Genomic DNA, 19,797 nt, shown 5'->3' with positions numbered 1-19,797 from the left:
TCCGATGGCGATCAGGCAAGGCGCGGTTCGCGTGGCATGTCGAGCCCGCGTTCCGCGATGATGTTTTTCTGGATCTGCGCGGTGCCGCCGCCGATGATCAAACCCAGGTCGAACATGTAGCGCTCCTGCCAGAGCGCCTGCGCGCGCAGGTGCGCGCTGCCGGGCATCAGGAGGCCCAGCTCGCCCAGCGCGTCGATCGCGAGCGCGGCCAGCTGGTGGCGCAGCTCGCAGCCCTGCAGCTTCACGACCAGCGCGGCCAGGCCCGGGTCTTCGCCTCTGGCCGCGGCCGTGAGAAGCCGCAGGCCGTGGCACTTCTGCGCCAGCACCTGGCCCTGCAGCCGCATCAGGCGGTCGCGCAGCACGGGCTGGTCGATGAGGCGCGTGCCGTCGACGGTCTCGGCCTGCATCAGCGTGGCGAGCTCCTGGTAGCGCTGGGTCGTGAGGTTGGGGTTGCCCAGCGAGCCGCGCTCGTGCTTGAGCGTGGCGTTGGCCACCTTCCAGCCGTCGCCGCGCTGGCCCACGATCTGGTGCTGCGGCACGCGCACGTCGGTGAAGAAGACCTCGTTGAACTCGGCGTGGCCCGTCATGGTCTTGAGCGGGCGCACCTCGATGCCGGGCGTCTTCATCGAGAACAGCAGGTAGCTGATGCCCGCGTGCTTCGCGGCGCCGGGCTCGGTGCGCACGAGGCAGAAGATCATGTCGGCCACGTGCGCGGTCGAGGTCCAGATCTTCTGGCCGTTGATGACGAAGTCGCCACCGTCTTCGGTGGCGCGCGTCTGCAGCGAGGCCAGGTCGGAGCCCGCGCCGGGCTCGGAGTAGCCCTGGCACCAGACCACCTCGCCGCGCAAGGTGGGGCCGATCCACTCGCGCCGTTGCGCCTCGGTGCCCAGCTCGAGCAAGGTGGGCACCAGCATCGAGATGCCCTGGTTGCCCAGCGGTGGTGCCACGCCGGCCCGCGCGAACTCCTCGGTGATGAGGTGCGACGCCATCACGTCGGCTACCGCGCCGTGGCCCCCGTACTCACGCGGCACCGTGCGGCCCGCGTAGCCGTGGTCCAGCAGCAGGCGCTGCCACGCAAGGGCGTCGGCGTCGGGGCGCTCGGCGGTGCGCGCGAAGGCCGAGCGGTGGCAGTGCGTGGCCAGGAACGCGCGCAGCTCGTCGCGAAAGGCTTCGTAGCGGGGATTGAGCGTGAGGTCCATGCGGTGCTTGCCTTCGGTGCGCGCCGCGTTGCGCGGCGGTGGGTGTGTCTCCGTGTCGAGGTCCATGCTAGGGGCAACCCTCAGCCGCTCTCAATCGTCCGTTCCGACGATGTGACGCGCAGGGGGCGCTGCCTACCATCCAGCCCGAACGCCGCACGAGGTCCGCAAGAGACCGATACGAGGCCAGTGAGAGGCCCGCGGCCGCAGCTTCTTTTTCACGAGAACGACGGAGACAACACCATGACACGTTCCCTCATTTCCGCCCGCCCCGGCACGCGTCGCCGCCTGCTGGGCGCCGGCCTGGCTGCCACGCTCGGCCTCGCCGCGACCTTCACGGCGCAGGCCCAGAAGCGCTACGACCCGGGCGCGAGCGACACCGAGATCAAGATCGGCCACATCGTCCCGTACTCGGGCCCGGTGTCGGCCTACGGCACCATCGGCAAGGCGGCGGCGGGCTACTTCGCCAAGCTCAATGCCGAAGGCGGCATCAACGGCCGCAAGGTCACGTTCATCTCGCTGGACGATGCCTACAACCCCTCCAAGACGGTGGAGCAGGCGCGCAAGCTGGTGGAACAAGACGAGGTGCTGGTGCTCTTCGGCCCGCTGGGCACGGCGCACAACCTCGCCATCCAGCGCTACATGAACGCCAAGAAGGTGCCGCAGCTGTTCGTGGCCACGGGCGCCACGCGCTTCGGCGACCCGAAGGCCTTCCCCTGGACCATGGGCTGGCAGCCCACGTACCAGACCGAAGGCAAGATCTACGCGCAGCACATCCTCTCCACGAAGCCCAACGCGAAGATCGCCGTGCTCATGCAGAACGACGACTTCGGCAAGGACTTCCTGAAGGGCTTTCTCGAGGCGCTGGGCGACAAGGCCAAGACGATGATCGTGGCGCAGTCGACCTACGAGGTGACCGACCCGACCATCGACAGCCAGATGGTCAACCTGAAGGCCTCGGGCGCCGACACCTTCTTCAGCATCACCACGCCCAAGTTCGCGGCGCAGGCGATCCGCAAGGCGGCCGACATCGGCTGGAAGCCCACGCAGTACCTGTCGAGCGTGTCGGTGTCGGTGTCGGCGGTGATCAAGCCGGCCGGCCCCGAGAACGCGGTGGGCGTGATCTCCGCCACCTACCTGCGCGACCCGGCCGACGACATGTGGAAGGGCGCCAAGGAGTACGAGGACTACAAGACCTGGTTCAGCAAGTACTACCCCTCGGGCGACCTGAGCGATTCGCTCAACGTGCTGGGCTACTCGTCGGCGCAGACGCTGGAGCAGGTGCTGCGCAAGGCGGGCGACGACCTCACGCGCGCCAACATCATGAAGGTGGCGGCCAATCTGCAGTACAGCCCGCCCATGCTCTATCCGGGCATCGAGGTGAAGACCTCGCCGACCGACTTCTACCCGATCGAGCGCATGCAGCTGGTGCGTTTCAACGGCACACGCTACGAGCCGTTCGGCAAGGTGCTCGGCGACTGAGCGCTTCTTTCCTGATCTCTCCCTTTTCGTTTTTCCACTGAAGCTTCCATGACCTCCATCGTTCGACTGGCCGCCGCCCTGGGCGGCGCGGCCCTCCTGTTCACCGCCGGCGCGGCCTTCGCGCAGAAGAAGTACGACACCGGCGCCTCCGACACCGAGATCAAGCTCGGCATGGCCATGCCCTACAGCGGCCCGGTGTCGTCGTACGGCATCGTCGGCAAGGTCAACGAGGCCTACTTCAAGATGGTGAACGACAAGGGCGGCATCAACGGCCGCAAGGTCACGCTCATCAGCTACGACGACCAGTACACGCCGCCGCGCACCACCGAGGTGGTGCGCAAGCTGGTCGAGCAGGACGAGGTGCTCGCCGTGTACGGCAACCTGGGCTCGGCCTCCAACGCCGCGATCCAGCGCTACATGAACGCCAAGAAGGTGCCGCACCTGTTCCTGGGCGTGGGCGCCGACCGCTTCAATGACCCCAAGGCCTACCCCTGGACCACGCCCTACATGCCCAGCTACGAGGGCGAGGGCAGCCTCTACGCGAAGAACATCCTCAAGACGATGCCCAACGCGAAGATCGCCGTGCTCTACCAGAACGACGACTTCGGCAAGGACCTGCTCAAGGGCCTGAAGAAGGGCTTGGGCGACAAGGCCTCGATGGTGGTGGCCGAGGCCTCGTTCGAAGTGGCCGACCCGACGGTCGATTCGCAGATCATCAAGCTGCAGTCGTCGGGCGCCGACGTGTTCGTCAACTTCGCCACCGCGCGCTTCGCCGCGCAGGCCATCCGCAAGGCCTGGGACATCGGCTGGAAGCCCAAGCAGCAGTACCTCACCTACGTGTCGGCCTACGTGAAGATGACGCTGGAGCCCGCGGGCCTGGAGAAGTCGAAGGGCATCATGGCCATGGCCTTCTTCAAGGACGCCGCGCAGCCGCGCTGGGCCAACGACCCGGCCACGCAGGAGTTCCTCGCCTTCATGAAGAAGTACGCACCCAACGAAGACGTGAACAACGCCGCCGGCGTGTACGGCTACGGCGTGGCGCAGGCCATGGAGACGGTGCTCAAGGCCTCGGGCGACAACCTCACGCGCGAGAACGTGCTCAAGCAGGCCACCACGCTCAAGAACATGCGCACCGGCATGCTGCTGCCGGGCATCGCGCTGAACACCTCGGCCACCGACTACTTTCCGTTCAACACGCTGCAGCTGGTGCAGTTCAACGGCAAGGAGTTCGAGCCCATGGGCGATTCGATTGCCGTGAAGTAGCCTTGGCAGACGCACGCTCAAAAGAACCACAGGAGACACACACCATGTTCGGACTGATGCAGGACCGCCCGCTGCTGATCTCGTCGCTGATCGACCACGCGGCCACCTTCCACCCCCACGTCGAGATCGTCGGGCGCACCGTCGAAGGCCCGGTGCACCGCACCAACTACCGCGAGGTGCAGCGGCGCTCCAAGCAGGTGGCCAATGCGATGAAGGCGCTGGGCGTGGCGCCCGGCGACCGCGTGGGCACGCTGGCGTGGAACACCTACCGGCACCTGGCGCTGTACTACGGCGTGTCGGGTTCGGGCGCGGTGCTGCACACGGTGAACCCGCGGCTCTTTCCGGAGCAGATCGACTACATCGTCAACCACGCCGAAGACAAGGTGCTGTTCTTCGACACCAGCTTCGCGCCGCTGGTCGAGAAGCTCGCCTCCAAACTGAAGAGCGTGCGCGCCTTCGTCGCCATGACCGACCGCGCCCACATGCCGGCCATCGACGTGCCCAACCTGCTGTGCTACGACGAGCTCATCGGCGCGCAGAGCGAGGACTACACCTGGCCCGAGTTCGACGAGCGCACCGCCTCCTCGCTTTGCTACACGTCAGGCACCACGGGCAATCCCAAGGGCGTGCTGTATTCGCACCGCTCCACCGTGCTGCATTCGCTGATGGAATGCGCGCCCGATACCTTCGGCGTGTGCTCGCAGATGACGCTGCTGCTGGCCGTGCCCATGTTCCACGCCAACGCCTGGGGCATGCCGTACTCGGCGCCGATGGTGGGCGCCAAGCTCGTCATGCCCGGCCCGCACCTGGATGGCCAGAGCCTGTACGAGCTCATGCGCGACGAGAAGGTGAGCTTCTCGCAGGCGGTGCCCACCGTGTGGCTGATGCTGTTCCAGTACTTCGACGCCCACCCCGAGATCGACACCCGCGCCATCGGCCTCAAGCGCATCGGCGTGGGCGGCGCCGCCACGCCGCGCGCCATGATCGAACGCTTCGAGCGCGACTTCGGCGCCGACTTCGTGCAGGGCTGGGGCATGACCGAGACCAGCCCCATCGGCGTGATCGGCAACCTGCTGCCCAAGCACCTCGCGCTCCCGAAAGATGAGCAGACCACGGTCAAGATGCGCCAGGGCCGCGGCGTGTGGGGCGTGGAACTCAAGATCGTCGACGAGAACGGCCAGCGCCTGCCGCACGACGGCGTGGCTTTCGGCCACCTGCATGTGCGCGGTCCGTGGATTGCGAGCGGTTACTTCCGCAGCGAAGGCGGCGACGTGCTCGATGCCGAGGGCTTCTTTCCGACCGGCGACGTGGCCAACATCGATGCCGACGGTTATGTGCAACTGGTCGACCGCGCCAAGGACGTCATCAAGTCGGGCGGCGAGTGGATCTCGTCGATCGACCTGGAGAACGCGGCCAGCGCACACCCGGCCGTGGCCGAGGCGGCGGTGATCGGCATCGCGCATCCGAAGTGGCAGGAGCGGCCCCTGCTGATCGTCGTGAAGCGTGCAGGCGCAGAGGTCACGGGCGAGGAACTGCTCACTTTTCTTTCGCAGCGCGTGGCCAAGTGGTGGCTGCCCGACGACGTGGCTTTCGTCGACAGCCTGCCGCATACAGCCACCGGCAAGCTGCTGAAGACCAAGCTGCGCGAGCAGTTCAAGGGCTACGTCGCGGCCAAGTCAACCTGATGACAGTTGTTCGTTCTTTCTGTGCATAACTCTGTGGGTTGCTTGAGGAGGCGGACCCGCAGAGCGAGCATTGGCGCGGCTTCGCACCACGTTGCCTGTTGATTGAGCAGCCTTGTCGTCCGTCCTTGCAGGAGAATGTAGGAGGAACGGATTCCAGACAAGTAAAGGGGACATGGTGGGAGAACTTCTTTCTCTCCTGCGCTTCAGCGCCGGCTCGGGCCATATCTGGCTGGACGAGCAGCGCATGCTGCTCATGCATGCCCGGGCCTTCGCCGAACTGCGCCGCGAACTGCTCGACTCGCTGGGCATCGAGCGCGCGCGCGGCCTGCTGGTGCGCATGGGTTTTGCTTCCGGCCTGCGCGACGGCGAGGTGGCCGTGCGCGAGCGCCTTGCCGGCATGCGGGCCGAAGACGCCTTCATGCTCGGGCCGCGCCTGCATTCCATCGAGGGCATCGTCTCGGTGCAGAAGGTGCAGGTCGACCTCGACGTGGCCACCAAGCATTTCTACGGCGAGTTCCTCTGGGAGAACTCCTGGGAATGCGAAGCCCACGTGGCCGACTTCGGCTACGGGGAAGACCCGCAGTGCTGGTCGCAGATCGGCTACGCCTCGGGCTACACCACCGCCTTCATGGGGCGGCTCGTGGTGTTCAAGGAAGTCGAATGCACCAGCATGGGCGACAGCCGCTGCCGCATCGTCGGCCAGGCCGCCGAGGCGTGGAACGACGAGCACTACCTCGAGTACTTCCGCCAGCACCATGTGGCCGAGAAGCTCATCGACTTCAACCTCGGCCTGCAGCACCTGCGCCGCCTGCAGCCGCGCCGCGAGTACGACCAGAAGCTGGTCGGCGTGTCTCCGGGTTTTCGCGCCGCCTTCGAGCTCATGCGCAGCGCGGTCGACAGCGCCATCACCGTGCTGCTGCTCGGCGAGACCGGCGTGGGAAAGGAAGTGTTCGCTCGCTGGCTGCACGACAACGGGCCGCGCGGCAAGCAGCCCTTCATTGCGGTCAACTGCGCGGCGATCCCGGCCGACCTGATCGAGGCCGAGCTGTTCGGCGTGGAAAAGGGCGCCTACACCGGCGCCCACCATGCGCGCGCCGGGCGCTTCGAACGCGCCCACGGCGGCACCCTGTTCCTGGACGAGGTGGGCGACCTGCCGCTGGCCGCGCAGGTCAAGCTGCTGCGCGTGCTGCAGACCGGCGAGGTCGAGCGCCTGGGCGCCGAGCAGCCCACCAAGGTCGACGTGCGCATCGTGGCCGCCACCAACGTCAACCTGCAGCAGGCCATGCAGGCGGGCAAGTTCCGCACCGACCTGTTCTACCGGCTCAACACCTTCCCGATCCAGATTCCGCCGCTGCGCGAGCGTACCGCCGACATCCCGGCGCTGGTGGCGCGCTTCGTCGAGAAGTACAGCGCGCTGTACGGCAAGAAGCTGCGCGGCCTCACCGACAAGGCCGCGCTCGACGTGCACAAGCACGCCTGGCCCGGCAACATCCGCGAGCTCGAGAACGTGATCGAGCGCGCCGTGCTGCTGGCGCCCGACCACGGCGACATCGAGGCCTGCCACCTGTGGATGCAGCCGCCGGGCGCGCCGCCCGACAACCAGCTCGACGCCAGCGGCAAGGTCGCCACGGGCGTTTCGGCTTCGGGCGCCGACGCGAGCGAACTGGATGCGCTGTGCCAGCGCGTGCTCGAGCAGAACATCGACATCGCCTCGCTCGAGCAGCGCCTCATGCAGACCGCGATGCAGCGCGCCAAGGGCAACCTGTCGCAGGCCGCGCGCCTGTTGGGCATCACGCGCCCGCAGCTGGCCTACCGGCTGAAAAAGGAAGGCCTGCCGACGTCCTGAGCGGACGCAGGCCGGCGTTTTCCGGTTTTCACCATTTGATCAAGCTGCACCGCAGCAAATGATCAAACCAGCATCCGGGACTTCCCGGTGCTTCGGGCCCGCAGGCGCAGCGGGCCCATGCAAATCAATCACTTAGCCACGCTGGCACGCCCGTTGCCCTTATCAGGCCGGGCGGCGCTGGTGCCGTCCACCTGTTGATGGATTGAACAAGCGATGTCCTCGATGCAGCCCGACCCCCGCAGCGGCAGCGCCGCACAGATGACCGGCCAGCCGTGCTTCGTGCGCGTCACCGGCACGCGCGGCACGCGCTTCGTGGAGTTCGAGTTCGCCATCGGCGACCCCGAGCTGGCCGTGGAGCTGGTGCTGCAGTTCGACCAGTTCCGCGAGTTCTGCGCGCGCCACGCGGTGCGCCACCTGAGCACCGAAGAGGGCGCGCGGCTGGACTTCGAGCGCATGAAGTGGCGCTTCGGCGCGCCCGGCATCGACCACTGACGACCCCTCGCATTTTTTTCCGCGACAACCAAGGAGACACCCCGTGCAAGTCGACATCAAGACCTCGGACATCCGGCCGATCCGCCAGACCTTCTCGCACGTGGCGCGGCGGCTCGGCGACAAGCCGGCCTCGCGCTACCAGGAGGCCACGCTGGACATGCAGCCCACCGCCAACTTCCACTACCGGCCGCTGTGGGACCCGCAGCACGCGCTGTACGACAAGCGCCGCACGGCCCTCGTGATGGCCGACTGGTACAGCTTCAAGGACCCGCGCCACTATTACTACGGCGTGTACACGATGACCCGCGCGCGCCAGGGGGAAGGCGCCGACCGCCAGTTCGAGTTCGCCGAGAAGCGCCAGCTGCTGGCCCAGGCCGATGCGGGCGTGCGCGAGTCGCTGCAGCAGGTGCTGGTGCCGCTGCGCCACTACGAGTGGGGCGCCAACATGAACCACAGCTACTGCTGCGGCTATGGCTACGGCACGGCGATCACGCAGCCCTTCATCTACGCGGCCATGGACCGCCTGGGCATCGCGCAGTACCTCTCGCGCGTCGGCCTGCAGATCGACGCCAACTCGGGCCGCGCGCTGGACGCCGGTAAAGAGGCCTGGCTCGCGCACCCGGCCTGGCAGGGCGTGCGCCGCCTGATGGAAAACCTGTTCGTCACCAAGGACTGGTTCGAGGTGTTCGTGGCCCAGAACCTCGTGCTCGACGGCCTGCTGTACCCGCTGATCTACCGCCACTACGTGAACGCGCACAGCGCCGCCACCGGCAACGCGCTGGCGATGCTGACCGAGTTCATGAACGAGTGGTTCGACGAGAACGTGCGCTGGGTCGACGCCACGCTGAAGACCGCCGCCGACGAGTCGTCCGCCAACGCCGAGCTGCTCGCGCAGTGGTACGCGAGCTGGCGCGACCAGGCCGTGCAGGCGCTGGCGCCGCTGGCCGCGCTGGCCCTGGGCGCGCAGGGCGCCGAGGTGCTCAAGACGCTGCACACCGCGCTCGATGCGCGCGTGGCCCGGCTGGTGCGCACGGGCGCTGCCGCCTGACGACCGAATCGATCGAACCAAGGAGACCACCCCATGACCACCGCCACCGCCGAAGTGTCCCGACCGCCCGTCTTCATCGCGCTGCAGACCGGCGAGGCCGCGCGCGCCATCGTCGAGGCCATCGTGGCCGACAACCCCGGGGCCACCGTCACCGAGTACCCCGCGATGGTGAAGATCGATGCGCCCGGCCGCCTCGTGATCCGCCGCGAGAGCGTCGAAGCCCTGGTCGGGCGCCGCTGGGACCTGCAGGAACTGCACCTGAGCCTGATCTCGCTGTCCGGAAGCATCGAAGAAACCGACGACGAATTCACCCTCCATTGGGGCGCCTGAGCCCAGCCCCCACCGGACCACGACCAAGGACCACGCCATGACCACCCAAGCAGCAGCAAAGACCCCCGCCACCCCGCGCCTCGGCCTGAAGGAACGCTACGCCATGATGACGCGCGGCCTCGGCTGGGAGACCACCTATCAGTCGATGGACGACGTGTTTCCCTTCGACAAGTTCGAGGGCATCAAGATCCACGACTGGGATAAGTGGGAAGACCCGTTCCGCCTCACGATGGACGCCTACTGGAAGTTCCAGGGCGAGAAGGAGAAAAAACTCTACGCCATCATCGATGCGTTCCAGCAGAACAACGGCCAGTTCAACATCAGCGACCCGCGCTACCTGAACACGCTCAAGCTGTTCCTCACCGGCGTCTCGCCGCTGGAGTACGCGGCGCACCGCGGCTATGCCATGGCCGGGCGTTCGCTGCGCGGCGTGGGCGCGCGCGTGGCCTGCCAGATGCAGTCGATCGACGAGCTGCGCCATGCGCAGACGCAGTTCCACACCATCAGCCACTTCAACAAGTACTTCCACGGCCTGCACGACCCGCAGCACATGCACGACCGCGTGTGGTACCTGTCGGTGCCCAAGAGCTACTTCGAGGACGCGATGAGCGCGGGGCCCTTCGAGTTCATCACCGCCATCTCGTTCTCCTTCGAGTACGTGCTGACCAACCTGCTGTTCATGCCCTTCATGAGCGGCGCCGCCTACAACGGCGACATGGCCACCGTCACCTTCGGCTTCTCGGCGCAGAGCGACGAGTCGCGCCACATGACGCTGGGCCTGGAGGTGGTGAAGTTCATCCTCGAGCAGGACCCCGACAACGTGCCCATCGTGCAGAAGTGGGTCGACAAGTGGTTCTGGCGCGGCTACCGCCTGCTCACGCTGGTCGCGATGATGATGGACTACATGCTGCCCAAGCGCGTCATGAGCTGGTCCGAGGCCTGGGAGATGTACTTCGAGAAGAACGGCGGCGCGCTGTTCGAGGACTTGGCGCGCTACGGCATCCGCATGCCCAAGTACCACGAGGTGGCCTCGAAGGAAAAGAGCCGCATCTCGCACGAGGCCTGGGCCATCTTCAACAACTACGGCCACGCCGCCAACTTCAACGTCTGGGCACCCAAGCCCGACGAGATGAGCTGGCTGGCCGAGAAGTACCCCGAGACCTTCGACAGCCTGTACCGCCCGCGCTTCGAGTGGCTGGCCGAGCAGGAGAAGCAGGGCAAGCGCTGGTTCAACAACACGCTGCCCATGCTGTGCCAGACCTGCCAGATCCCGATGGCCTTCACCGAGCCTGACGACCCGACCAAGATCTGCTATCGCGAGAGCAGCTACCACGGCATGAAGTACCACTTCTGCTCCGACGGCTGCAAGGACGTGTTCGACGGCGAGCCCGAGAAGTACGTGCAGGCCTGGCTGCCGGTGCACCAGATCTACCAGGGCAACTGCTTCCCCGAGGGCACCGACCCGACGGTGGAAGGCTTCAACCCGCTGGCGGCCGTGCTGGACTACTACCACATCAACGTTGGCGCCGACAACGGCGAGTTCAACACCTCGCCCGACAAGGCCAACTGGGAACGCTGGACAGGGCAGGACCTGTCGGCGGCCGAGCCCAAGGTGGCCTGAGCATCCAGGCGCCACCACCCCTCATCGACCCCCGCGCTCCCGCCGTGCCCCACGCACGGCGTGGGCGGCGCTCACCCCGAAACAAGGAGACCGACATGTCTGTTGTTGCACTCGCCCCCGGCTACACCGGCACCGTCATGGACAGCGAAGACCGCTTCCACGGCAACCGCCTGCTCTACATCGGCTGGGAAGACCACCTGCTCTTCTGCGCCCCCGTGTGCCTGCCACTGCCCGCGGCCATGCCCTTCGGCGCGCTCATCAGCGACGTGCTGCCCGGCGTGTACGGCAGCCACCCCGACTTCGAGAAGGTCGACTGGTCGAAGGTCGAATGGTTCGACTCCGGCAAGCCCTTCGCGCCCGACGCGGCGAAGTCGCTGGCCGACAACGGCCTGGTCCACAAGTCGGCGCTGCGCTTTCGCACGCCCGGGCTCACGGGCATCGGCGGCTCGTTCAGCTGAGTACCGGAGGGCTTTGCCATGAGCTTCCAGATCATGATCGAGCCGCTCGGCCAGGCCGTGGCGGCGCGCGACGGACAAACCGTGCTCGACGCCTGCCTGCGCGCCGGCGTGTGGCTGCCCCACGCCTGCGGCCACGGTGTGTGCGGCACCTGCAAGGTGCAGGTGCTCGAAGGCGAGTGCGAGCACGGCGACGCGTCCAACTTCGCGCTCATGGACTTCGAGCGCGACGACGGCAAGATCCTCGCGTGCTGCGCGATGGCGCAGGCCGACCTGGTCATCGAGGCCGAGATCGACGAAGACCCCGACGCGCAGTTCCTGCCGCTGGAAGACTTCGACGCCGAGCTGGTCCAGGCCCGCATGCTCACGCCCACCATCCGCGGCCTGTGGCTGCGCACCGACCGGCCGGCGCCGTTCCAGGCCGGCCAGTACGTGATGCTGCACGTGCCGGGCGTGGAGGGCGCACGCGCCTTCTCGATCGCCAACGCACCCGACGACCACCTCGTCGAGCTGCACATCCGCCGCGTGCCCAACGGCCGCGCCACGGGCTGGCTGCACGACGAACTGCAGGTGGGCCAGCGGCTGCGCTTCACCGCACCCAATGGCCGCTTCTTCGTGCGCAAGTCGGCGGGGCTGCCGATGATCTTCGTGGCCGGCGGCTCGGGCCTGTCGAGTCCGAAGTCGATGGTGCTCGACCTGCTGGCCGAAGGCTGCACCTTGCCGATCACGCTGGTGCAGGGCGCGCGCAACACCGAAGAGCTGTACTACCGCGAGCTCTTCGAGCAGCTCGCCGAGCAGCACCCGAATTTCACCTACGTGCCCGTGCTGTCCGACCTGCCGGCCGACAGCGACTGGCACGGCGCGCGCGGCTTTGCGCACGAGGCGCTGAAGGCCCACTTCGCCAACGACTTCCGCGGCCACAAGGCCTACCTGTGCGGGCCGCCACCGATGACCGAGGCCTGCATCGCCACGCTGATGCAGGGGCGGCTGTTCGAGCGCGATATCTACACCGAGAAGTTCTTCACCGCCGCCGATGCGGCCTCTGCAGCGCCGCGCAGCCCGCTGTTCAAGGCACTGTGACGTGGAGCCGGTCATGCGCTTTTCCGTCGCCATCGGCAACACCCAGGAGCACTACGTATGCCGCGCCGACCAGACCCTGCTCGGCGGCATGGAGCAGCTCGGCCGCAAGGGCATCCCGGTCGGCTGCCGCGGCGGCGGCTGCGGCGTGTGCAAGGTGCGCATCGAGTCGGGCGCCGTGCGCCGCGAGCGCATGAGCCGCTGCCACGTCAGCGCCGAAGAAGAAGCCCAGGGCTACGTGCTGGCGTGCCGCGCGTACCCGCAGAGCGACCTGGCCTTGCGCGCCGTCGAGAGGCTGGCGCGCTGCATCGAGCGGCGCCTGGCCGCGTCGCAGCCCGCCGTTCCTCGTTCCCCCACCTGAACCTTTCCCTCACCCACCAAAGGAGACTTCCATGGCACTCACTGGCGTCATTCGCCCCGGACACGTGCAACTGCGCGTGCTCGACCTCGGGGCCGCCCTCACGCACTACCGCGACGTGCTGGGCCTGATCGAAACCGGGCGCGATGCGCAGGGCCGCATCTACCTCAAGGCCTGGGACGAGCACGACCACCACAGCGTCGTGCTGCGCGAAGCCGACGAGGCCGGCATGGACTTCATGGGCTTTCGCGTCGATTCGCCCGCCACGCTCGACCGGCTCGCCGCCGACCTGAAGGCCAGCGGTCTGGCCACCGACATGCAGTGGATCGAAGCCGGCGAGCACCTGCGCACGGGCCCGCGCTTTCGCTTCACCGTGCCCACCGGCCATGCCATCGAGCTCTTCGCCGAGAAGGAGAAGGTCGGCAACGGCATGCCGTATGAAAACCCCGAGGTCTATCCCGACGACCTCAAGGGCATGGCGCCCTCGCGCTTCGACCACTGCCTGCTGTACGGCGATGACCTCGACGGCACCATGAAGCTGTTCACCGAGGTGCTGGGCTTCCAGCTGGCCGAGAGCGTGGTGGCCGGCCCCGAGCGCATGTACATCGCGGCCTTTCTCACCTGCTCGACCAAGCCGCACGACATCGCCTTCATCCGCCACCCCGAGAAGAACAAGTTCCACCACGCCTCGTTCCTGCTCGACAACTGGGGCGAGGTGCTCAAGGCGGCCGACATCATCACCAAGAAGCGCGTGTCGCTGGACATCGGCCCCACGCGCCACGGCATCACGCGCGGCGAAACCATCTACTTCTTCGACCCGAGCGGCAACCGCAACGAGGTGTTCTCGGGCGGCTACATCTTCTACCCCGACAAGCCGCCGCTGGTGTGGACCGACGACGAACTCGGGCGCGCGATCTTCTATCACGACCGCAAGCTCAACGAGAACTTCCTGAGCGTGGTGACCTGAAGGAGACGGTGCGATGAAACAGTTCATGAACTTCATCGGCGGCGAGTTCGTCGCCACGACGAAGACCTTCGACAACCGCGCGCCGGTGGACAACCGCGTCATCGGCAAGGTGCACGAGGCCGGTCGCAGCGAGGTCGATGCGGCCGTGCGCGCCGCGCGTGCAGCCCTCAACGGCGAGTGGGGCCGCATGAGCGTCGCGCGCCGCGTCGAGCTGCTGCATGCCGTGGCCGACGAGATCAACCGGCGCTTCGACGACTTCCTGGCGGCCGAGATGGCCGACACCGGCAAGCCGCACGCGCTGGCCTCGCACGTCGACATCCCGCGCGGCGCGGCCAACTTCAAGGTGTTTGCCGACATCGTGAAGAACGTGCCCACCGAGAGCTTCGAGATGGCCACGCCCGACGGTGGGCAGGCGCTGAACTACGCGGTGCGCTCGCCGCTGGGCGTGATCGGCGTCGTGTGCCCGTGGAACCTGCCGCTGCTGCTCATGACCTGGAAGGTCGGCCCCGCACTGGCCTGCGGCAACACGGTGGTGGTCAAGCCCTCGGAAGAAACGCCGGCCACCGCCACGCTGCTGGGCGAGGTGATGAACGCGGTCGGCATGCCGCCGGGCGTCTACAACGTGGTGCACGGCTTCGGGCCCGACTCGGCCGGCGAGTTCCTCACCGCGCACCCGGGCGTGGACGGCATCACCTTCACGGGCGAGACGCGCACTGGCGAGGCCATCATGGGCGCGGCCGCCAAGGGCGTGCGGCCCGTGTCCTTCGAGCTGGGCGGCAAGAACGCCGGCATCGTGTTCGCCGACGCCGATTTCGACAAGGCCGTGGCCGGCATCACGCGCTCGGCCTTCGAGAACTGCGGCCAGGTGTGCCTGGGCACCGAGCGCGTCTACGTGCAGCGGCCGATCTTCGACAAGTTCGTCGCGGCGCTCAAGGCCAGGGCCGAGGCGCTCAAGCCGGGCCCGTCGGAAGAAGCCGGCGTGGGCATCGGCCCGCTGATCTCGCGCGAGCACCAGCAGAAGGTGCTGTCGTACTACGCGAAGGCCGTGAAGGAAGGTGCCACCGTCGTCACCGGCGGCGGCGTGCCCTCGATGCCCGGCGCGCTGGCCGAGGGCCACTGGGTGCAGCCCACCATCTGGACCGGCTTGCCCGAGACGGCCTCGGTGATCCGCGAGGAAATCTTCGGCCCCTGCTGCCACATCGCGCCCTTCGACACCGAGCAAGAAGCCATCGCGCTGGCCAACGCTACCGACTACGGCCTGGCGACCACCGTGTGGACCGAGAACCTGGGCCGCGCCCACCGCGTGGCCAAGCAGGTGCAAGTCGGCATCTGCTGGGTCAACAGCTGGTTCCTGCGCGATTTGCGCACGGCCTTCGGCGGCGCCAAGTCGTCGGGCATCGGCCGCGAAGGCGGCGTGCATTCGCTCGAGTTCTACACAGAACTTCGCAACGTCTGCATCAAGCTGTGAGGGCCCGGCGGTGAGCAACCCCGAAATCGCGAACAGCATCCGCACGGGTGCCTTCCACACCAACGTGCATGACCTGGGCGAGGGCGCGCCGGTGCTCTTCATCCACGGCTCGGGCCCGGGCGTGAGTGCGTGGGCCAACTGGCGGCTGGTGCTGCCGGTGCTCGCGCAGACGCGCCGCGTGATCGCGCCCGACATGGCCGGCTTCGGCTTCACCGAGCGCGTGCCCGGCGTGGCCTACACGATGGACGCCTGGGTGCGGCAGGCGCTGGACCTGCTCGACGCGCTCGACATCGAACGCGCCGACGTGGTGGGCAACTCCTTCGGCGGTGCGCTGGCATTGGCGCTGGCCATCCGCGCGCCGCACCGCGTGCGCCGGCTGGTGCTCATGGGCAGCGTGGGCGTGCCGTTCGCGATCACGCCGGGGCTCGATGCGGTGTGGGGCTACACGCCCTCGTTCGCGAACATGCGCCGGATCATGGACGTGTTCGCGTTCGACCGCGCCCTCGTCACCGACGAGCTCGCGCAGCTGCGCTACGAAGCCAGCATGCGGCCCGGCTTCCAGGAGACCTTCGGCGCGATGTTCCCGGCGCCGCGCCAGTGCTGGGTCGATGCCATGGCGAGCCCGGAGGCCGCCATTCGCGCATTGCCGCACGAGACGCTGCTGATCCACGGCCGCGAAGACCAGGTGATTCCGCTGGCCACCTCGCTCACGCTGAGCCAGTGGATTCCCCGCAGCCAGCTGCATGTGTTCGGCCGCTGCGGCCACTGGACGCAGATCGAGCACAGCGCGCGCTTCGCCCGCCTGGTCGGCGACTTCCTGAACGAAGCCGATCGACCGATTGATTGATTCACCCGAGACAGAGCAAAGGACAGAACCCACCATGGACCCCACCCTCATCCAACGGCTCGGCGACGAGCTCTACGACGCGCTGCGCGAGCGCGGCGTCGTGGACCCGCTCACCAGCCGGCACGCAGGCATCACCATCGCCGACGCCTACGGCATCCAGCAGCGCATGATCGCGCGCCGCCTCGACGCCGGCGAGCGCGTCGTCGGCAAGAAGATCGGCGTCACCTCGCGCGCCGTGATGAACATGCTGGGCGTGTTCCAGCCCGACTTCGGCTACCTGCTCGACGGCATGGTCGTCGGCGAGGGCGAGTCGATCGACAGCACCACGCTCATCCAGCCCAAGGCCGAGGGCGAGATCGCCTTCCTGCTCAAGCGCGACCTCATGGGCCCCGGCATCGGCAACGCCGACGTGCTGGCCGCCACCGAGTGCGTGATGCCCTGCTTCGAGATCGTCGACTCGCGCATCCGCGACTGGAAGATCCAGATCGCCGACACCGTGGCCGACAACGCCTCCTGCGGCGTGTTCGTGCTCGGCGACAACGCGGTCGATCCGCGCCGCATCGACCTGGCGACCTGCGGCATGGTGCTGGAGAAGAACGGCGAAATCATCGCCACCGGCGCGGGCGCCGCCGCGCTCGGCTCGCCGGTGAACGCGGTCGCGTGGCTGGCCAACACGCTCGGTGCGCTGGGCATCGGGCTCAAGGCGGGCGAGGTGATTTTGTCGGGCGCGCTCGCCGCGATGTTCCCCGCCAAGGCCGGTGACAACTTCCGCGTCTCGATCGGCGGCCTCGGCGGCTGCTCGGTGCGCTTCCATTGAAGGAGACAACCCCATGACGACAACAACCAAGATCAAGTGCGCGCTGATCGGCCCCGGCAACATCGGCACCGACCTGCTCGCCAAGCTGCAACGCAGCCCGGTGCTCGAACCCGTGTGGATGGTGGGCATCGACCCCGAGTCCGACGGCCTCAAGCGCGCCCGCGAGATGGGCCTGAAGACCACGGCCGAGGGCGTGGACGGTCTCTTGCCGCATGTGCTGGCCGACGGTGTGCAGATCGCGTTCGACGCCACCAGCGCCTACGTGCATGCCGAGAACAGCGCCAAGCTCAACGCGCTGGGCGTGCTCATGATCGACCTCACGCCCGCGGCCATCGGCCCGTTCTGCGTGCCGCCGGTCAACCTGAAGAGCCTGCTGATGGCGGGCGGCGCGCGGCCGGCCAACGTCAACATGGTCACCTGCGGCGGGCAGGCCACCATCCCGATGGTGGCGGCCGTGTCGCGCGTGCAGCCCGTGGCCTACGGTGAGATCGTGGCCACCGTGTCGAGCCGCTCGGTCGGCCCGGGCACGCGCAAGAACATCGACGAATTCACGCGCACCACGGCCGGTGCGGTCGAGCGCGTGGGCGGCGCGGCCAAGGGCAAGGCGATCATCATCGTCAACCCGGCCGAGCCGCCGCTGATCATGCGCGACACGGTGCATTGCCTCACCGAAGGCGCGCCCGACGAGGCGCGCATCACGGCCTCGGTGCACGAGATGATCGCCGAGGTGCGCAAGTACGTGCCGGGCTACAAGCTCGTGAACGGGCCGGTGTTCGACGGCCACCGCGTGTCGATCTACCTGGAGGTGGAAGGCCTGGGCGACTACCTGCCCAAGTACGCCGGCAACCTCGACATCATGACCGCCGCCGCGGCGCGCACGGCCGAAATGTTCGCCGAAGCGATGCTCGCCAGCCTCCCGCAACCCGAGCCCGCCGTGGCCTAGGAGCACACCCATGACCACCACGACGAACACGAATCTGAAGGGCCGCCGCGTCACCCTGCACGACATGACGCTGCGCGACGGCATGCACCCCAAGCGCCACCTGATGACGCTCGAACAGATGACGCACATCGCCAGCGGGCTCGACGAAGCGGGCGTGCCGCTGATCGAGGTGACGCACGGCGACGGCCTGGGCGGCAGCTCGGTCAACTACGGCTTTCCCGCGCATTCCGACGAGGCGTATCTGGGCGCCGTGATCCCGCTCATGAAGCGGGCCAAGGTGTCGGCGCTGCTGATTCCCGGCATCGGCACCGTGGACCACCTGCGCATGGCGCACGGCCTGGGCGTGCACACCGTGCGCGTGGCCACGCACTGCACCGAGGCCGACGTGTCCGAGCAGCACATCACCATGGCACGCCGGCTCGGCATGGACACGGTGGGCTTTCTCATGATGGCTCACATGGCCTCGCCCGAGACGCTGGTGCGCCAGGCATTGCTCATGGAAGGCTACGGCGCCAACTGCATCTACGTGACCGACTCGGCGGGCCACATGCTGCCGGACGACGTCACGGCGCGCATCGGCACCGTGCGCGCGGCGCTTAAGGCCGACACCGAGCTGGGCTTTCACGGCCACCACAACCTCGCGATGGGCGTGGCCAATTCGGTCGCGGCCGTTGCGGCCGGCGCCAACCGCATCGACGCCGCTGCCGCAGGCCTGGGCGCGGGCGCGGGCAACACGCCGATGGAGGTGTTCGTGGCGGTGTGCGACCGCATGGGCATCGAGACCGGCGTCGATGTGTTCCGCATCCAGGACGTGGCCGAGGACCGCGTGGTGCCGATCATGGACCACATGATCCGCGTCGACCGCGACTCGCTCACGCTGGGCTACGCGGGCGTGTATTCGAGCTTCCTGCTGTTCGCCAAGCGCGCCGAGAAGAAATACGGCGTGCCGGCGCGCGAGATCCTGGTGGAGCTGGGCCGGCGCGGCATGGTCGGCGGGCAGGAAGACATGATCGAAGACACGGCGATCACGCTGGCCCGCGCACGCCAGGCGGCGCTGCAACAACAGGAAGGAGTGGCGGCATGAAGCTCAGCCAAGACACCATCGCCGCGCTCGCCGAGCACCTGGAGACCTGCGAGCTCGAGGCGCGCGACACGCCTAAGATCACCGACGAACATCCCGAGATGGACTGGGACGATGCCTACGCCATCCAGAACGAGATCCGCCGCCGCAAGCTCGCGCGCGGCCACCGCATCATCGGGCTGAAGGCCGGGCTCACCTCGCACGCCAAGATGAAGCAGATGGGCGTGACCACGCCGGTCTTCGGCTTCATGGCCGACAACTACGCGCTGCCCGAAGGCGGCGAGTGCAAGGTGAGCGAGCTCATCCATCCGAAGGTCGAGCCCGAGATCGCGTTCGTCACCAAGCGTGCACTCAGCGGCCCCGGCTGCCACATCGGCGCCGTGCTCGCGGCCACCGACTTCGTGTTGCCGGGCATCGAGGTGATCGACAGCCGCTACCGCGACTTCAAGTTCGACCTGAAGAGCGTGGTGGCCGACAACACCTCGGCCTCGCGCTTCGTGGTGGGCGGTCGCGCCGTGCCCGCGAGCGAGGTCGACCTGCGCACCGTGGGCATCGTGCTCGAGAAGAACGGCCAGCCCGTGGCCTTCGGCGCGGGCGCCGCCGTGCTCGGCCACCCGGCCGCGGCCATTGCGATGCTGGCCAACCACCTGGGCGCGCGCGGCGAGGAGATTCCGGCGGGCACGCTGATCCTGTCGGGCGGCATCACCGAGGCCGTGGCCGTGCAGGCGGGCGATGCCGTCACGCTGAAGGTGCAGGGCATGGGCAGCGTGGGCCTGCGCTTCGTCTGACCTGCATCAAGCACTGAAGAACCGAACAGGAGT

The 19,797-nt window shown here is 67.7% G+C and carries 19 protein-coding genes; 18 read left to right on the top strand and 1 reads right to left on the bottom strand.

Annotated elements, in window-relative coordinates:
• Positions 1-11 precede the first annotated feature (11 nt).
• Positions 12-1,265 (bottom strand): acyl-CoA dehydrogenase family protein, encoded by a 1,254-nt coding sequence (locus AC1RL8_RS25315; protein WP_492686509.1) that lies wholly within the window; start codon positions 1,263-1,265, stop codon positions 12-14.
• A 174-nt stretch (positions 1,266-1,439) separates the two neighbouring features.
• On the opposite strand from AC1RL8_RS25315, the gene AC1RL8_RS25310 reads away from it, so the two are divergent.
• The 18 genes from AC1RL8_RS25310 (at position 1,440) to dmpH (ending at position 19,764) form a co-directional block, all read left to right on the top strand.
• Positions 1,440-2,678, top strand: coding sequence for an ABC transporter substrate-binding protein (locus AC1RL8_RS25310; RefSeq protein ID WP_492686510.1), 1,239 nt, complete (start codon positions 1,440-1,442; stop codon positions 2,676-2,678).
• A 48-nt stretch (positions 2,679-2,726) separates the two neighbouring features.
• The gene (locus AC1RL8_RS25305) at positions 2,727-3,941 is read left to right on the top strand and encodes an ABC transporter substrate-binding protein (protein WP_492686511.1); all 1,215 of its coding nucleotides are present in this window, start codon (positions 2,727-2,729) and stop codon (positions 3,939-3,941) included.
• Between the two features lie 44 nt (positions 3,942-3,985).
• The gene (locus tag AC1RL8_RS25300) at positions 3,986-5,626 is read left to right on the top strand and encodes a 3-(methylthio)propionyl-CoA ligase (RefSeq protein WP_492686512.1); all 1,641 of its coding nucleotides are present in this window, start codon (positions 3,986-3,988) and stop codon (positions 5,624-5,626) included.
• A 172-nt stretch (positions 5,627-5,798) separates the two neighbouring features.
• A complete protein-coding gene (locus tag AC1RL8_RS25295) occupies positions 5,799-7,472 on the top strand; it encodes a sigma-54-dependent Fis family transcriptional regulator (RefSeq protein ID WP_307638024.1) in 1,674 nt (557 codons plus the stop codon).
• Positions 7,473-7,694: 222 nt separating this feature from the next.
• The gene (locus AC1RL8_RS25290; RefSeq protein ID WP_174250303.1) at positions 7,695-7,964 is read left to right on the top strand and encodes a phenol hydroxylase subunit; all 270 of its coding nucleotides are present in this window, start codon (positions 7,695-7,697) and stop codon (positions 7,962-7,964) included.
• Between the two features lie 43 nt (positions 7,965-8,007).
• A complete protein-coding gene (locus AC1RL8_RS25285) occupies positions 8,008-9,012 on the top strand; it encodes an aromatic/alkene monooxygenase hydroxylase subunit beta (protein ID WP_492686513.1) in 1,005 nt (334 codons plus the stop codon).
• 33 nt (positions 9,013-9,045) lie between these two features.
• Positions 9,046-9,342 carry an MmoB/DmpM family protein gene (locus AC1RL8_RS25280; RefSeq protein ID WP_174250302.1) on the top strand — a complete coding sequence of 99 codons (297 nt, stop codon included), beginning with the start codon at positions 9,046-9,048 and terminating at the stop codon, positions 9,340-9,342.
• Positions 9,343-9,379: 37 nt separating this feature from the next.
• Positions 9,380-10,963, top strand: coding sequence for an aromatic/alkene/methane monooxygenase hydroxylase/oxygenase subunit alpha (locus AC1RL8_RS25275; RefSeq protein ID WP_307584410.1), 1,584 nt, complete (start codon positions 9,380-9,382; stop codon positions 10,961-10,963).
• A gap of 95 nt (positions 10,964-11,058) precedes the next feature.
• Positions 11,059-11,421, top strand: a complete 363-nt coding sequence (locus AC1RL8_RS25270) for a phenol hydroxylase subunit P4 (RefSeq protein WP_354344627.1) — start codon at positions 11,059-11,061, stop codon at positions 11,419-11,421.
• 18 nt (positions 11,422-11,439) lie between these two features.
• Positions 11,440-12,498, top strand: a complete 1,059-nt coding sequence (locus tag AC1RL8_RS25265) for an NADH:ubiquinone reductase (Na(+)-transporting) subunit F (protein ID WP_492686514.1) — start codon at positions 11,440-11,442, stop codon at positions 12,496-12,498.
• Positions 12,499-12,511: 13 nt separating this feature from the next.
• Entirely contained in the window at positions 12,512-12,856 is a 345-nt protein-coding gene (locus tag AC1RL8_RS25260; RefSeq protein WP_492686515.1) for a 2Fe-2S iron-sulfur cluster binding domain-containing protein, read from the top strand.
• Between the two features lie 31 nt (positions 12,857-12,887).
• Positions 12,888-13,820: a catechol 2,3-dioxygenase gene (locus AC1RL8_RS25255; protein WP_492686516.1), complete on the top strand. Its 933-nt coding sequence runs from the start codon at positions 12,888-12,890 to the stop codon at positions 13,818-13,820.
• A gap of 13 nt (positions 13,821-13,833) precedes the next feature.
• On the top strand, positions 13,834-15,288 hold the full coding sequence (locus AC1RL8_RS25250) for a 2-hydroxymuconic semialdehyde dehydrogenase (RefSeq protein WP_492686517.1): 1,455 nt from the start codon (positions 13,834-13,836) through the stop codon (positions 15,286-15,288).
• 10 nt (positions 15,289-15,298) lie between these two features.
• Positions 15,299-16,135, top strand: coding sequence for an alpha/beta fold hydrolase (locus tag AC1RL8_RS25245; protein WP_492686518.1), 837 nt, complete (start codon positions 15,299-15,301; stop codon positions 16,133-16,135).
• 34 nt (positions 16,136-16,169) lie between these two features.
• Entirely contained in the window at positions 16,170-16,952 is a 783-nt protein-coding gene (gene dmpE, locus AC1RL8_RS25240; protein ID WP_492686519.1) for a 2-oxopent-4-enoate hydratase, read from the top strand.
• Positions 16,953-16,965: 13 nt separating this feature from the next.
• Positions 16,966-17,895 carry an acetaldehyde dehydrogenase (acetylating) gene (locus AC1RL8_RS25235; protein ID WP_492686520.1) on the top strand — a complete coding sequence of 310 codons (930 nt, stop codon included), beginning with the start codon at positions 16,966-16,968 and terminating at the stop codon, positions 17,893-17,895.
• A gap of 10 nt (positions 17,896-17,905) precedes the next feature.
• A complete protein-coding gene (gene dmpG / locus AC1RL8_RS25230; RefSeq protein WP_492686521.1) occupies positions 17,906-18,979 on the top strand; it encodes a 4-hydroxy-2-oxovalerate aldolase in 1,074 nt (357 codons plus the stop codon).
• Complete coding sequence (gene dmpH, locus AC1RL8_RS25225; protein WP_369645208.1) at positions 18,976-19,764, top strand: 2-oxo-3-hexenedioate decarboxylase; 789 nt, start codon at positions 18,976-18,978, stop codon at positions 19,762-19,764. Before dmpG ends, dmpH begins: the two co-directional genes overlap by 4 nt.
• Positions 19,765-19,797 lie beyond the last annotated feature (33 nt).

This window comes from Variovorax sp. GW822-FHT04E09, assembly GCF_058800845.1.
Note: the sequence above shows the minus strand (reverse complement) of the source record. Positions and strands in the feature narration are given on the sequence as shown.